The following is a 15,040-nucleotide window of genomic DNA, read 5'->3' on the forward strand; positions in this document are numbered from 1 at the left end:
CTTATCAAGTATTTTTTGTCTTGAATTTGCCATACCTCTAGTCGCAACTCTAGCTTTATTTCTAGCGACGAAATCTTCAAGCTTCTTTCTCTCTTCAACTTGTTTTTCGTAAGCACTTTCTTCTTGTCTCTTCTTGATATCTCTAAGTCTTACAAATTCGTCGTAATTTCCTTTGTATCTTGTAAGAGTAGCATTTTCTATATGGTAGATTACGTTACATGTATTGTTTATAAAATCAACATCATGTGATACAAGAATAAAGCTGTTTTCGTATTCTTGTAAATATCTTGTAAGCCATACTATATGCTCCTCGTCTAAGTAGTTTGTAGGTTCGTCAAGTATTAGTATTGTTGGACTTTCTAATAATAATTTAGTAAGAAGTACCTTTGTTCTTTGACCACCACTTAAATCAGTTACATCTCTATCAAGCCCTATTTCTCCTAATCCTAAACCATTTGCTACCTCTTGGATTTTGGCATCTATAATATAAAATCCGCTGTTTTCAAGTATTGTTTGTATCTCTGCAGTTTCTTCAAGAAGCTTGCTCATTTGATCCTCATCGGCATCACCCATTTGATCGTACATCTTTAGCATTTCTTGTTCTAAATCAAACATATGCTTAAAGGCATCTCTCAATACATCCTTTATAGTCATACCTTTTTGTAAAACTGCATGTTGATCTAAATATCCTACTGTCGCTCTTGATGACCATTTTATATTACCTGCATCTGGCATTAATTTTTTTGTTATTATATTTAAGAAACTAGATTTTCCTTCTCCGTTGGCACCTACAAGTGCTATATGCTCTCCCTTTTTAAGTCTAAAAGAGACATTTTCTAGTATTGTTCTCGCTCCGAAACCATGACTAACATTTTCTACTACTAGCATCTATCCACCTCTCATAAAATTTTATTTGTTCACATCTATACTATTATATTTGATTTTTGAAGTTTTGCATATATGTATTTTTAAAATACAAAATCATAAACCCAGCTGTCGTTCTTTGCGAAAGTTTCAAGGATTTTTCCGCGATTAAATAAAATTTTATGTTCAAGTTTCTTATATTTTTATACATGTGATCAGTCTTAATAGCGGTTAAAGAATTGTACTTTATATAGCTCTCTATATCATCGAAAAAAATCGGCTCATCGCATGTTTTAAATCTATTTATCTTTAAGTAGTTTTGTTTTACATATCCCTCAAACTGCATATGGTTGTTTAGAAGGTATCCCATTGCATGCTGTGGCACATTTACATCTTGTATCAAGTGACAAACTGCTCCTAAATAGAACATAGCTTGCTCTATATTATTTTCATTAAAATAAGCTATCGAGTATTTGTAGTATTTTTTAGCTAAGGTAAGTGCATTGTCCTCCATACCTGGAAGCCCCTTATCAGTCTCTGCATTAAAAAAATGGCAATATGACTTTAAGTCTTGATCTGCCCATATTATTCCTCGATTTATTATTTCTCTATATTTATCAAAAAATTTATAGACCTCATAATATTCATTAAACCATAGACTATTCATAGCATTTTCTTGTATAAATACATGAACCCTGCAATCTGGCTTTGAAAATTTATTTTTAATCGGTCCTATAATATTAAATGTTTTCTCTAAAGTTCTATTACTTTTCCCCAATATTTTTGTCATGATATCACCTTATTTTTTATTTTTGAAATATTGATCTAGTCCATCTGCAATACATTTCATCATTTTTTCTTGGTATTGTGGACTAGCCATGTTTTGATCTTCGGTGTAATTGCTCATAAATCCCATTTCTACTAAAACAACAGGAACCTTAGACCAGTTAAACCCCGTCAAGTCACTTCTCTCAAATATTCCATTTACTTTAAATCCTTTATTTTGCATATTTTGATTTACATATTTGGCACATTCAGAGCTATCATCGAAAATCGATGAAGTGTACTGACCGTCTTTCGAAGGTATCAAAATACAAGCCCCTGTAATTCCTGAATCATTAGAACCATCTGCATGAATTCTAACCACCATATCGGCGTTATTTTGATTGGCAAATATTGCTCTCTCCTTGTTGCTGATATTCACATCATGACTCTCCCTAGTCATCAAAACTTTATATCCTCTACTTTCTAATATATGCTTTAGCTTTAAAGATGCCTCTAAATTTAATTCGTATTCTGGTTTTTTAGTGGCTACTCCTGATGTTCCAGACGATACCCTGATTTTATACGAGCCCGAATCTGGTGCTATTTGCTCTGTATTTGAATCGCCTTTTAATTGGTGACCTGGGTCTATGCATATAGTGTATTTTTCATTTTGATTTGTAGTCACTATATTTAAATTTGAAACAAATTGGGCTAAATCTTTAGCTTGGTTCGATTTTGTAATAACTATAATTCCAGCTATAAATATAATGGCAATTAAAAATTTATATTTTTTCATTTTACTCTCCTCGATATTTTAATTTTCATCTAACTATTTTATTTTTCATATATATTTATAGAGGTGATAACTCTTGAAAAATAAAAGAAGAAATTGCAATGTAGAAAATAACCAGCAATCTCAAACCGACAATACAAATTGTCAAAGCAATAATAAAAATGAGCAAACACAATCAAAATTATGCTACTTCTCATCTACTGATTACATAGTTCTAGCTTCTACTCTAGCAATTGCCTTGGGAGAAGAATTATCACAAACCGATTTAAATATACTCTCTACGTTTTTCGCTGTTTTATCAGACGAACTTGCATTGATTGCAACAGTTCAAAACTGCAATACTGAAGAAGAAGAGGTATTCGTCCCTCCTGTGCCAGATGTCGCAGTCACATCACCTGATAACAAATCAGACTCGCAAAAACGAAAAAGATGTTCAAAAAAAATAGTTAAAAGAAAGATTAAAAAGAAATAAAATCAAAGATATTTAAAATTTTATTTCTTTTTATTTTTGTTTTAGTTTATTTCAATAACTTATATTTATGCTCTGTTTATTTATGAAATCTACGGTTGCCTTGAAGTTGATTTCCAGGCATTAAAAAATAACTTTTGCAAAATATAATATTAAAGCACCAACAAAACTAAAGAAAGAAGGTGTTTACGAGTTTGAAAACAAAATGGTTTAACTACAAAAATTTATTTTTAATTTGTACTACCTTTTTACTATATTTTTTCATGAATAGTGTAAATTATGCATATTCTATAGAAAAAAATAATGAAAAATATTTAATACCAATTGGAAAAATAATACAAATAGATGGAGAGCTAGAAAATTTAATTGTAAGAAATGAAATTAAAGGTTGTCCATTAAAAAGTGGCGATTTAATCCTAGAAGCACAAGAAGTTCCAATAAAAGATTTCTATGAACTATCAGATGTGTTTTTTTCTTCATCTAGTGATAATTTTAAAATTAAAATCAAAAGAGGAAATCAAATAAAAAATGTAATTTGCAACAAGGAAGCATTGAAAAAAATTAACTTCAATAACGCAATTTCAGGGTTTGCGACTTTAACATATATAAATCCTGAAAACAACGAATTTGGAGCTGTAGGTCACTCTATAAACATAGGTAATTCAAAGCAAATACCGATTAAACATGGCATAATATCTACAACCACAAATCTAGACATAGAAAAATCGTCTCGAGGAAGTGTGGGATGTATAAGTGCGAATAAAAATTATATTATCGGTGATTTTAATAAAAACACGCAATACGGTATAAAAGGCTTCACTAAAAATATCGATTTCTCACATGAACACAAATATAAAGTCGCTGATTTAGATGAAGTAAAGCTAGGAAAAGCTCAGATAATACTGCAAAACACACAAAATAAATGTGTCAAATACGACATTGAAATATTAAAAATTGAAAACCAGCATTCTCCAGCACCAAAAACATTTAAAATAAAAATTACTGATAAAAATCTATTAAAGGAAACTGGAGGAATTGTACAAGGTATGAGTGGTACGCCAATTGTCCAAAATAATAAAATAATAGGAGCTATATCTCATGCCTTAGAAAATAATCCTGAAATGGGATACGGTGTTTATATAAAATGGATGTTATAGCGAAAATAGCTAAAAATAATCTCTGTATATTTCAGAGATTATTTTATTATCCTTGTTGAATTTGGTATTTTAAGGATATAATTATATAATAAGGGGAGGTATTCTTAACATATTTCTTACAAATTTTTATTAACTATAAAAAGCACTTAAAATATGTTATAATAATGCATTAAGTAAGGAGGTATATAATGAGCAGAGATAATGACGATAAAAATAAAATTAGAAGAAGAAAAGTTACTTCTTCTAAAGCTGATGTAACTAAAAATACACCGAAAAACGATTATAAAAAAGTTTCATCAAAACCTAAAAAACATAGAAAAAGAAGCAAAATTAAAATTTTTGGTGTACTAATTTTATTTATGCTAGTAGTAGGTGTTGCTGTTGGTTCAGCGCTAGTTTTCTCATCTCTAAGAGATACTCAAGTAGTTACTAAAAGCGTACTTGATCAAAAAACTTACAGCAAAACTGTGTTAAAATACGCAGATGGTAGTACTTTAGCTGAAGCTGAAACAGGGGATAAAAAGGAACCTCTTAAGAAGTTAAATAATAAAACTGTTAAAGAAGCCCTTATATCGATTGAGGATGCCAGATTTTATGAACATAATGGTGTCGATATAAAAGGTCTATTTAGATCTGTTGTAAAAACCGTCCTTGGTAAAAAGCAAGGTGGTAGTACAATACCTATGCAGGTCTCAAAATTACTTTTAACCTCTCAAGATCAAACTCTAACTCGTAAAATAAAGGATATTTACTACGCTTACGAAATGAGTAAAACTGTAAGCAAAGACGATATCTTGCTTACATACTTAAACAACATGTATGTAGGTAATAGTTTTTATGGAATTGAAGCCGCTTCACAAGGTTATTTCAATAAAGCAGCAGAAAAGCTTACATTACCTGAAGCAGCTATGTTAGTTGGTGCAACAAATAACCCATCAAGATATGCACCTTATACTAAAGTTAAGTTAGATGGTTCTGAACAAAGATCCGATTTAGAAAACAAATTATTATTTTATTCTCATACTGCAAACGATGGATTTGATGATCCTACTCAAGTAGAATTAAATATGATAGATAAATTATATTCTTGGGGCTTAATCACTGACTACGATACATATAGCCAATTAAAGAAAGGTACTATGGTAGTTAGAAAAGCTGTACTAAATGAAAATGCTGTTGGTAGAGCTAGAACAGTACTTAATAAAATGCTAGAGAATGAGTATATATCTCAAAGCGAATACGACCAAGCATATGCCGATGTAGCAAATGTTAAAATAGAAATACCTAAATCTATCGAAACTATAGTTTCTACAGTTGAAGATTATGTATATGAAGAAGTTATAGAAGCATTAAAAGATCAAGGATATACTCAAGAAGAAGCTAATAATTTATATTACAATGGTGGTTTACAAATTCAAACTACTATAGATTCCAATATGCAAGCTGAACTTGAATCACAATACAATAATAGCTCTAACTTCCCTGTGAATTCTGGCCTTGATTCTAATGGTATAATGCAGCCACAATCTGCCATGGTTATAATGGACCATCATACTGGTCAAATTAAATCTCTAATCGGTGGTAGAAATGTAAAAGGTAAGAGAACTTTAAATAGAGCAACAAGTCCTTCTCAACCAGGTTCTGCAATTAAACCACTTTCTATCTATACACCTGCTATAGATACATTAGAAATGACACAATCATCAGTATTTAGTGATGCTAGAGGTGGATATAAATTTACTCAAAACCAAAAATGGAATCCATCTACAACTACTGCTGGTGCTGGAAATATGAGTTTACGTCTAGGTATGGCTAAATCTTCTAATACAGTTGCCGTAAAAGTAGCTGAAAGCTTGGGTGATGATTACAATGAATGTATAGATGTAATGATAGATTACCTTAAGAATTTTGGTATAACTTCTGTTGTAGATAGTAAGACAAATAATTCTTCTACTACTGATAGAACATTCCCTTCTTTAACATTAGGAGGTATGGCTTATGGTATTTCTCCGCTTGAAATGACAGCAGCATATGCAGCTTTAGCTAATGGTGGTGTCTATATAGAACCTACTGTATTCACTACAGTTAGTACTTATAGTGGTGAATTAATTGTAAAAGCTAATCCTGAAGAACACAGAGTTGTCGATGAAGAAGTGGCTTATGTAATGACAGATATGCTTAAAGCAGTAGTTACAGAAGGTACTGGTTCTAATGCATCTATAGGAAGTATGCCTGTAGCTGGTAAAACTGGTACTACTAATAACAAATACTGTGTATGGTTTGTCGGATATACTCCATATTACGTTGGTGCTACTTATATAGGCGATGATCCAGGACGAAAGGATGCCGATGGAAATGTAATAAAAATGCGTTCTGTTGAGGAATCTAGTGCTATAGCAGCTTCATTATGGGCTAATGTTATGAGACCTATACATGAAAATCTAGAAGTAGTTGATTTTGAAGCTCCAGATGGAATAAACTTCTATAAAATCAATTTAACAGATGGTGGAATATCTACTTACGGCTCTAAAGCTGCATTTGTAAAGGGAACTTCTCCAACTAGAACAAGTAGCTACCAAGTTCCTGTACAAAATAATAGCAATACAGGTACTCAACAAACACCTAATGAAACTCCTGCTGGTGACGGTGACACTCCACCTACTGATGATGGTACTGACGAAACTGGTGGCGGTACTGACAATGGTACTGGTGGAACTACTGATCCTGGTACTGGCGAAACTGGTGGTGGCACTACTAACCCTGGTGAAACTGGTGGCGGCACTACTGATAATCCAACTACACCAGATACGCCAACTACACCTTAATATTATATGAAAAATCAAAATGCCATGGATTAAATTAAATTCCATGGCATTTTTTATTGCAATTTATTTTTAAATTAAGACTTATATCAAGGTTTTGCCTTTGGATTAAATATAACTGACATTACATATCCGAAAAATATAGCTGCTGCAATCCCTCCAGCAGTTGCTATTGTTCCACCAGTTAAAACTCCTAAAAATCCATCTGTTTTTATCCCATCCATGACTCCTTTTGCTAGAGAATATCCAAATCCTATAATAGGAACTGTAGCTCCTGCCGCTCCAAAATCTACTATCTTTTGATAAATACCTAAAAATGTAAGTATTACTCCAGCAGTAACATAGCTTACCATAACATATGGAGTTTGAAGCTTAAAATAATCCATCAACACCTGTGCAATCAAGCATATAGCTCCTCCGACAATAAAAACTCTAAAATAATCCATAATCATCGACATCACATCCTATAACTTTATTAAATAATTGTATTTTATTGATTCTCAATCACTACAGCATGAGCAATACATGGTATAGTTTGTTTTTGCAAAGTACTTGTAGGAGATAACAGTGCTCCCGTTGAAACTAGCATAACCTTTTTAAATTGTTTGCTCAGTAATTTAGGATAAATATATGATGAAAATACTGTCGCAGAGCATCCACATCCGCTGCCACCACAATGTACATCTTGCTCCTTTAAATCGAAAATTTCCAAGCCACAATCTGTATAAACATCCGATATATCAATTCCTCTTTGTCTCAATAAGTCCTCTGTAATTTTTTTGCCTAGACTTCCTAAATCTCCAGTTGCAATAACATCAAATGAATTCGGGTCGTCCTTAGTATCCTCAAAATAAGAGTATATAGTATCTACAGCTGCAGGAGCCATAGCTGCACCCATGTTATTGCCGTCTTCTATACCCTTGTCGACTACTTTTCCTATTGTAATGTATTTTATCTTAGGACCATTACCACTGCTCGATATAAATACACTACCTGCTCCTGTAACTGTCCATTGTGCTGTCATAGGCTTTTGGTTACCTAGTTCTAGAGGGAATCTAAACTGTCTCTCTGCAGTACAGTAATGACTAGATGTCCCACATAAAGCATAATCCGCAAATCCTCCATCCACTACTATAGAACTCAAACACATGCCAAGCGCCATAGTAGAGCAAGCTCCATAGATCCCACAAAAAGGAATAGCTAGTTCTCTAGCTGCAAATGAAGCAGGGAATATCTGATTTATCAAGTCACCACCAAATAAAATTTCTACATCGCTTAATTTCTTCTCAGCCTTTTGTACAGCGAGCTCCATAGCCGTTTGAATCATCTTGCTCTCAGCTAATTCCCATGTCTTCTCTCCATATAAATCATCAGGTAAAATTACGTCAAACTCATCCTTAAGCGGACCCTGACCCTCCTTAGGACCTACCACAGATGCAGTAGAAATAATAGTTGGAGTGCTTTCCATTTTCATAGTTCGTTTGCCTATACGTTTATTTCTCATTTGCTATTTCTCCTTTTACAATGTTTATCTCTAAAATCCTACTTTAAATATGTAGTATATAAATCCAAACAAAATGGAAGATCCTACTCCATAAACTAAAACAGGTCCAGCAATTTTGAATAAATTTGCACCGACTCCTAAAACATAGCCTTCTCGCTTATACTCCATGGCTGGAGATACTATAGAATTTGCAAATCCAGTTATAGGAATAATAGAACCAGCGCCTGCCCTCTTTCCAAGCAAATCATACACTCCTAGCCCAGTCAAAAATGCTCCTATGAAAATCAGTGTAATCGATGTATAGCTAGCAGCATCTTGTTTATTAAGTCCACCGATATTCATATAGGCATCGTTAATACCTTGACCTATCATACATATAATTCCTCCTACAATAAAAGCAAGTATATAATTCTTAACATAAGTGGGCTTTGGACTTATCTCATCTACATAATCCTTGTATTTTTTTTCATTTTGGTTTGAATTTTTCTGTTCTGACATAAAATCAATTCCTTTCTTAATAATCCATGAATATTATCGATTTCTCTGTATTATTGTTTGAAAAAAACAAAAAAAAATTCACATATAATCAAAAAATCCTACATTGTAATGTAGGATTTTAATTTATGTAAAACCTTTTTTTCAATTCTAGATACCTGGACTTGAGATATATTTAGCAATTTTCCTATCTCGCTTTGCGTTTTATCCTCAAAGTATCTGAGCATAATAATTTGTCGTTCTCTTTTTTCTAATTTACCTAATACCTCCTTGAGAAGTATATTGTCTACTACCTTATCCTGTTCATCCTCTCCTTTCATAGCTATTTTGTCTATAAGGCATATAGGTGAGCCTTCCTCTTCATGTATAACTCCTTGTAAATATTCTACTGAAAAATTAGACTCTATAGCCATTACTACATCTTCTTTTTCGACGTTTAATTCTTCTGCTATTTCTTCTATAGTGGGATCTCTACCTAATTTTTTGCTCAATTCTTCTCCTTGCACCTTAATTTTAATTGCAAGCTGTTTAAGTGACCTAGATACCTTTACCATACCGTCATCTCTTAAATATCGTTTTATTTCTCCTAATATCATAGGTACAGCATATGTAGAAAATTTTACATTGTAACTAAGATCAAATTTATATATAGCTTTAATCAAACCTATAGATCCTAACTGAAACAAGTCCTCTCTCTCATAGCCTATATTGGCAAATTTGCCAACTACACTTCTGACTAACCCGAGGTTGCTAGATATAAGCAATTCCTTAGCGTCTTCATCTCCTTTTTGAGCCTTTTGAATTAATTCTAAAGTCTCCTCATGGCTAAGTAAATGCTTTTTTTCTTCCTTTTTAGCAGTTATCCCCATAAATCAAACCTCTATTCTATATTAGAATTTATTTAGGTATTTCTATTGTTTTTGTCATTATAACTTTAGTTCCCTCTCCTACTATCGATGCTACTTGCACATCATCCATAAAGCTCTCCATAAATGAAAATCCCATACCAGATCGCTCTAGCTCTGGCTTAGATGTGAACATAGGCTGTCTAGCTTCTTCTACATCTTCAATTCCTTTACCGTAATCTTCAATAACTATCTTTATAGTATTTTCAATCAACTCGCATCTTAAATACACAAATTGACTCTCATCCTCTTCATATCCATGAATAATCGCGTTAGTTACGGCCTCAGATACAGCAGTCTTTATGTCGGATAATTCATCTATAGTCGGATCTAATTTAGCTGCAAAAGATGCAACTATTACTCTTGCAAGGCTCTCATTCTCTGATTTTGCAGAAAACTTTACTTCCATAATATTACTCATAATGCAGTTCCCCCTTATTAAGAATTTATCGCATCTTCATATGACTTACATACATTTATTATTTTTCCCATTCCCGATAAATTAAAAACCTTCTCTACTCTTGGATTCATATTTATTACAGATACCTTTCCATGTCCATTGGCAATTTTCTTGTATCGACCTATAATAACTCCTATTCCCGAAGAATCCATAAATCTTATGTTTTGAAAATCAAATATAATATTTTTTATATTTTTCCTCATTATAATTTCATCTACATTCTCTCTTACATAAGTAGATACATGATGATCTAGCTCTGTCGTTGTAAACTGAACTAATAATGTCTTATCATCTAAATAACATTTAATCACTTTGCATCCCTCCCATTTGAAGTTTACTGATAATCAATTCTATTTTTTACAAATTGATTCCTTCAATGAAATTTAGCTAGTTTTGTTTAATTCTGTCTATGGAAGCTATAATTAAAAACTAAAAAATACTATTATGATTATTTCCTATTTTTGTATTTATATACATAAAAAAACAAGGTATAAATAAATTTATTTCAAACTCATTTATACCTAATCATAAAATTCTATAAAACCTTTTCTATCTCTACAAACGTATCGTAATAAGCTACCTGTCCACCAAAATCTGATATTCCACTATCTATTAAATAGTTTGGATTTCCATGCTTCTTCCACCAGCCTTGGTATATATTTACTACGCCGGATAACATCGTTTTATCGATACTAACACGTGCATTTATTTGTCCATTGCGGGATTTTACTCTAACTATATCATTTTCCTGAACTTTAATATCTTGAGCATCTTTATCGTTGATGTAAATATTACAAATATCCTTTTCATCCATAAAATGAGCACTCGATATTGTATTCTTATGATGCATAGTCAATAATCTAAATTTTTTAGAAATATCTTTGTTGTCTCTAGCATCATAAACAGGTATCGGAATAACGCCATCGTGCAAAGCCTCCAAGCTATAAAATTCATATTTCTTCGTTACAGTTTCAAATTTTTTATCTTTCCATGCTACATCTTGCTGCATATTTACATAATTGTTCTTAACAAATTCCAAATCTATATCCTTATAATATTTATCAAGAGGTTTTATTACCTTGCTTAAATATTCCTGTTTTGTTACAAATGGATAATTCTCTATATTCATTTTTCTAGCAACTTCCATAAAGAAATAATATTCGTCCATTAGCTTGTGTCTAGGCTCAACTGCACATTCATTGTAAGTCAGATATGGATTACACATAGATGAAAAAATCAAATCCTCACTTTCGAGCGTCGTACTCGTAGGTATAAATAAATCACACATCTCAGCAGTATCCGTCATAAATAAATCAAAGCAAACCTTAAATTCAATTTTTGAAAAAGCCTCCTCCAATCTATTTAAATTAGGTAATTGATTCAATAAATTACTTGTAGTCACTACAATAGCCTTTATAGGAGTACTATCTTTATCTCCTACAGAATATTTTTCTGGCGCTTCAATAAAGTCACTTATATGACTAACATAAAATTCCCTATTATCAGCATATCTATAGCTATTATAAGGATCAGTATCTAAAACTGGAGGATAAATACTATTTGCATAGTTAACACCGCCTCCAGAAAATCCTATTTGACCAGTTATAGCCGCAAGTGCATTTATAGCTCTTATAGTATTTCCGCCGTTTTTGTATCTTTGAAGTCCATGTCCAATTAATATTGTAGAGTATTTTTCGCAGTAAATACGAGTTATTTTTTCGACAGTTTCTATATTAGTATTACATTCAGAAACTAAAAAGTCCAAATCAAGTCTGTCCAAATACGCCATATAGTGCTCAAACCCAAACGTATATTTTTGAATATAATCCAAATCATGCCAATTATTTTGAACAATTATTTTAGCCATCGCCATAGCAAGTGCACCATCACTAGATGGATTTATCTGAATAAATTCATCTGCTATCTTAGCCGTATCTGTGTATAAAGGATCAATTACAATTATTTTTATCCCCAATTTTTTGGCTTTTTTCAAAACCTGATATGTATGTATAGATGTATTGGCAGGATTTTTTCCCCATAAAATTATGCTCTTGCTGTTATACAAATCCTCCAAAGAATTACTCAAAGCCCTACCAAAATCATATCTTGTAGCCTTCATGCCCGCATTCCAGCAAGGTCCTCCCTTTGGAATACTAGAACCACCATAGAAATTAAAAAATATATTATTTATAGATTTCAATAGACTTCCATTTCCGTACTGTTCATAGTTAATCACACTTTTAGGTGAATAATTATCTCGGTAATAGCTCAGCCTTTCTGCCATGATATCCACAGCCTCCTCAAACAAAATCTCCTTCCACTGACTATTTACCTTTAGCATCGGTTGATAAATTCTGTCCTTATGATAAATTCTATCTAAGTGAGCTCTCCCTTTACTACATATAAACCCTTTAGTATAAGGATGCTCCTTCTCTCCTTCTATTTTCACAATTTTATCGTTTTCAACGTATATGTTAAATTTACATGCATCTGGACAATCTAGAGTACATGCCTGCTTAACTATTTTCATAATATTCACCCTTCCTTTAAATAAAAAGTGCCTGTAAAAACTTACAAGCACTGTATATTATCCTTTAGTTACTTAATTACTATAATGGATTATTTACTTCCATCACTAGCTATTGGTATTGGTATGAATTTTTGTAGTCAAATTTACCCTATTCTAAATTCGCAGTGACTACTTCTGCTACGTAATTATATGCTACCCCATATAAACTTTTTTTATTTCAATATTATAAAATCCCACTAAATCTTCTATTTCAATCGTTAAGCTATTATTTCAGATGGTTTAGCAATCTTTATAACTATCTTCTTCCAAACTATTCCTATAAGTATAGTTTGTATTGGTATCATAACTGCAACTTTTAGTATACGAGTTGGTAATAATGCAAGATATCCTTGACCCATTAAAATATGAAGCCATACTGTATCTAAGCATAAATTTATTCCTAAACAGACTATACATACTGCTAATATTATTCTTCCCCAAGTTTTAGGTTTTTTATATAAAACTAAGCCATAAGCTACACCTGTTAAGAATGCTGTAAGTGTAAAGCCTGGGAAAAAAGAACCACTTGGGAATATCATCATTCCTAAAATATCACCTATTGCATAAGCTATACCTGCACTTAATGGTCCATACATCATAATATGATAATACATAAAATTAGAAATCTAATTATGCAAAAGTAATACTTACTAATCATAGTATATCACATAATTAACAATAAACAAACATATAAAAGCCACTTAAATTTTAATTGAATAAAAACTAACAATTTTTTTAAGTGGCTTTATTTATATTATCTATTTATTTCTTTTATTTGCTTTTTCTATATTAATTCTATTTCCTTTTATTTTTACATTTTTTAATTTTTCTAGAACTTTTTTAGCATTTGCTTTAGGCACTTCGACAAATGTGTATTTATCGTATATATCTATAGTTCCGACTAGTTTGCCAGATATTCCAGCCTCTCCAGCTATAGCTCCAACTATGTCCTTAGCTTGTACTCTTTGGTTTCTACCAACATTTATGAATAGTCTAACCATCCCACGTTCAGCGCCAGTTGAACCTTTTTTAGATTTTTTAGATTTTCTAGCTTCTCTTCTAGATGGTTCCTCTATTATTTCTTCTTTTAACTCTTCACCCATAGATAACTTAACTAATGCAGCAGCTACTTCTAAAGTTGATAATTGTTCTTCTTCACATAAATCTTCTACCCAGTTAATTTGTTTTGCTAAATTGCTTTCTTTTAAAACGTCTTTAACTTGGTTGAAGAATGCAGCGACCTTCTTTTCTTCTACATCTGCTATAGTTGGTATACTGTGTTTTACTAATTTAGATTTAGTATATCTTTCTATATCTCTCATTTTTCTCATTTCTTTTCCATATACGAAGCTGAAAGATACACCTTCTCTACCAGCACGTCCTGTTCTACCGATTCTGTGAACATAGTATTCTTCGTCTTGTGGTAGATCGTAGTTAAATACCATATCTACATCATCAACATCTATACCTCTAGCTGCAACATCTGTAGCGACTAATATATCAATAGTACCTTGTCTAAACTTATCCATCACTATATCTCTTTGAGTTTGTTTAAGGTCGCCGTGTAGCGCATCTGCAAAATATCCTCTTGCTTGAAGCTCACTTACTAGCTCATCTGAACCTCTCTTAGTGTTACAGAATACTACAGATAGCTTTGGATTATAAACATCTATCAATCTGCATAAAACTTCTAGCTTGTTAGCTCTTCTTGTTTCGATATAGTATTGTTTTATATTTGGAACTGTAAGCTCTTTTCTTACTACTCTAATTAACTCTGGGTCATGTTGATACAATTTAGTTAATTCTAGTATTTCCTTTGGCATTGTAGCTGAGAAGAAAGTAGTTTGTCTTTCGATTGGAGTTTGATTTAAAATTAACTCTATATCTTCCCTAAATCCCATATCTAACATTTCGTCCGCTTCATCAAGCACTACCATTTTTACATCGTTTAATTTTAAAGTTTTTCTATTTATATGATCTATTACACGTCCTGGAGTTCCTATTACTACTTGTACTCCACTCTTTAATGCTTTTATTTGTCTGTCTATTGGTTGTCCACCGTAAACTGGTAATGTTTTAATTCCGCTCTTAAACTTACCAAGCTTTCTTATTTCCTTAGAAACTTGTATAGCAAGCTCTCTAGTTGGGCATAATACTATGGCTTGTAGATGTTTATTATTTGGATCTACCTTCTCAAGTATAGGTATACTAAATGCCGCAGTCTTTCCTGTACCTGT

General features: G+C 32.1%; 15 protein-coding genes. 3 read left to right on the forward strand and 12 right to left on the reverse strand.

Going from position 1 to position 15,040, the window contains the following annotated elements; translation table 11 throughout:
• The 3 genes from SPD90_RS04395 to SPD90_RS04405 form a co-directional block, all read right to left on the reverse strand.
• The coding region (locus SPD90_RS04395; protein ID WP_320924429.1) for an ATP-binding cassette domain-containing protein at window positions 1-888 on the reverse strand (888 nt) is incomplete at its 3' end.
• A 43-nt stretch (window positions 889-931) separates the two neighbouring features.
• Entirely contained in the window at window positions 932-1,654 is a 723-nt protein-coding gene (locus tag SPD90_RS04400) for a zinc dependent phospholipase C family protein (protein ID WP_320924430.1), read from the reverse strand.
• A gap of 9 nt (window positions 1,655-1,663) precedes the next feature.
• Entirely contained in the window at window positions 1,664-2,425 is a 762-nt protein-coding gene (locus SPD90_RS04405) for an N-acetylmuramoyl-L-alanine amidase family protein (protein ID WP_320623891.1), read from the reverse strand.
• 73 nt (window positions 2,426-2,498) lie between these two features.
• On the opposite strand from SPD90_RS04405, the gene SPD90_RS04410 reads away from it, so the two are divergent.
• The 3 genes from SPD90_RS04410 to SPD90_RS04420 all read left to right on the forward strand — a co-directional run bounded on the left by SPD90_RS04410 (window position 2,499) and on the right by SPD90_RS04420 (window position 6,873).
• Window positions 2,499-2,894 (forward strand): hypothetical protein, encoded by a 396-nt coding sequence (locus tag SPD90_RS04410; RefSeq protein WP_320623892.1) that lies wholly within the window; start codon window positions 2,499-2,501, stop codon window positions 2,892-2,894.
• Between the two features lie 191 nt (window positions 2,895-3,085).
• A complete protein-coding gene (locus SPD90_RS04415) occupies window positions 3,086-4,048 on the forward strand; it encodes a SpoIVB peptidase S55 domain-containing protein (protein WP_320924431.1) in 963 nt (320 codons plus the stop codon).
• A gap of 188 nt (window positions 4,049-4,236) precedes the next feature.
• Window positions 4,237-6,873, forward strand: coding sequence for a transglycosylase domain-containing protein (locus SPD90_RS04420; protein ID WP_320924432.1), 2,637 nt, complete (start codon window positions 4,237-4,239; stop codon window positions 6,871-6,873).
• An 86-nt stretch (window positions 6,874-6,959) separates the two neighbouring features.
• Here the strand turns inward: SPD90_RS04420 and spoVAE are convergent, their stop codons facing one another.
• The 9 genes from spoVAE to SPD90_RS04465 form a co-directional block, all read right to left on the reverse strand.
• Complete coding sequence (gene spoVAE / locus SPD90_RS04425; RefSeq protein WP_320626977.1) at window positions 6,960-7,322, reverse strand: stage V sporulation protein AE; 363 nt, start codon at window positions 7,320-7,322, stop codon at window positions 6,960-6,962.
• A gap of 38 nt (window positions 7,323-7,360) precedes the next feature.
• Window positions 7,361-8,374 (reverse strand): stage V sporulation protein AD, encoded by a 1,014-nt coding sequence (spoVAD, locus tag SPD90_RS04430; protein ID WP_320924433.1) that lies wholly within the window; start codon window positions 8,372-8,374, stop codon window positions 7,361-7,363.
• A gap of 30 nt (window positions 8,375-8,404) precedes the next feature.
• On the reverse strand, window positions 8,405-8,872 hold the full coding sequence (gene spoVAC / locus SPD90_RS04435; RefSeq protein ID WP_320626975.1) for a stage V sporulation protein AC: 468 nt from the start codon (window positions 8,870-8,872) through the stop codon (window positions 8,405-8,407).
• A gap of 98 nt (window positions 8,873-8,970) precedes the next feature.
• Window positions 8,971-9,738, reverse strand: coding sequence for an RNA polymerase sporulation sigma factor SigF (sigF, locus tag SPD90_RS04440; RefSeq protein ID WP_320924434.1), 768 nt, complete (start codon window positions 9,736-9,738; stop codon window positions 8,971-8,973).
• A 28-nt stretch (window positions 9,739-9,766) separates the two neighbouring features.
• Complete coding sequence (gene spoIIAB / locus SPD90_RS04445; protein ID WP_320624050.1) at window positions 9,767-10,195, reverse strand: anti-sigma F factor; 429 nt, start codon at window positions 10,193-10,195, stop codon at window positions 9,767-9,769.
• A 17-nt stretch (window positions 10,196-10,212) separates the two neighbouring features.
• Window positions 10,213-10,545: an anti-sigma F factor antagonist gene (spoIIAA, locus tag SPD90_RS04450; RefSeq protein WP_320624051.1), complete on the reverse strand. Its 333-nt coding sequence runs from the start codon at window positions 10,543-10,545 to the stop codon at window positions 10,213-10,215.
• 224 nt (window positions 10,546-10,769) lie between these two features.
• On the reverse strand, window positions 10,770-12,764 hold the full coding sequence (locus tag SPD90_RS04455; protein ID WP_320924435.1) for a molybdopterin-dependent oxidoreductase: 1,995 nt from the start codon (window positions 12,762-12,764) through the stop codon (window positions 10,770-10,772).
• Between the two features lie 257 nt (window positions 12,765-13,021).
• A complete protein-coding gene (locus tag SPD90_RS04460; RefSeq protein ID WP_320924436.1) occupies window positions 13,022-13,402 on the reverse strand; it encodes a folate family ECF transporter S component in 381 nt (126 codons plus the stop codon).
• A 159-nt stretch (window positions 13,403-13,561) separates the two neighbouring features.
• The coding region (locus SPD90_RS04465; protein ID WP_320924437.1) for a DEAD/DEAH box helicase at window positions 13,562-15,040 on the reverse strand (1,479 nt) is incomplete at its 5' end.

The organism is Intestinibacter sp. (assembly GCF_034113885.1).
GTDB lineage: Bacteria > Bacillota > Clostridia > Peptostreptococcales > Peptostreptococcaceae > Intestinibacter.

Bases quoted from the DNA above. Each gene is read 5' to 3' on its own strand.
- SPD90_RS04405 (WP_320623891.1), bottom strand. From the start codon at position 2,425: ATGAAAAAATATAAATTTTTAATTGCCATTATATTTATAGCTGGAATT.
- spoVAC (WP_320626975.1), bottom strand. From the start codon at position 8,872: ATGTCAGAACAGAAAAATTCAAACCAAAATGAAAAAAAATACAAGGAT.
- SPD90_RS04455 (WP_320924435.1), bottom strand. From the start codon at position 12,764: ATGAAAATAGTTAAGCAGGCATGTACTCTAGATTGTCCAGATGCATGT.
- spoVAE (WP_320626977.1), bottom strand. From the start codon at position 7,322: ATGATTATGGATTATTTTAGAGTTTTTATTGTCGGAGGAGCTATATGC.
- spoVAD (WP_320924433.1), bottom strand. From the start codon at position 8,374: ATGAGAAATAAACGTATAGGCAAACGAACTATGAAAATGGAAAGCACT.
- SPD90_RS04420 (WP_320924432.1), top strand. From the start codon at position 4,237: ATGAGCAGAGATAATGACGATAAAAATAAAATTAGAAGAAGAAAAGTT.
- spoIIAB (WP_320624050.1), bottom strand. From the start codon at position 10,195: ATGAGTAATATTATGGAAGTAAAGTTTTCTGCAAAATCAGAGAATGAG.
- sigF (WP_320924434.1), bottom strand. From the start codon at position 9,738: ATGGGGATAACTGCTAAAAAGGAAGAAAAAAAGCATTTACTTAGCCAT.
- SPD90_RS04460 (WP_320924436.1), bottom strand. From the start codon at position 13,402: ATGATGTATGGACCATTAAGTGCAGGTATAGCTTATGCAATAGGTGAT.
- SPD90_RS04400 (WP_320924430.1), bottom strand. From the start codon at position 1,654: ATGACAAAAATATTGGGGAAAAGTAATAGAACTTTAGAGAAAACATTT.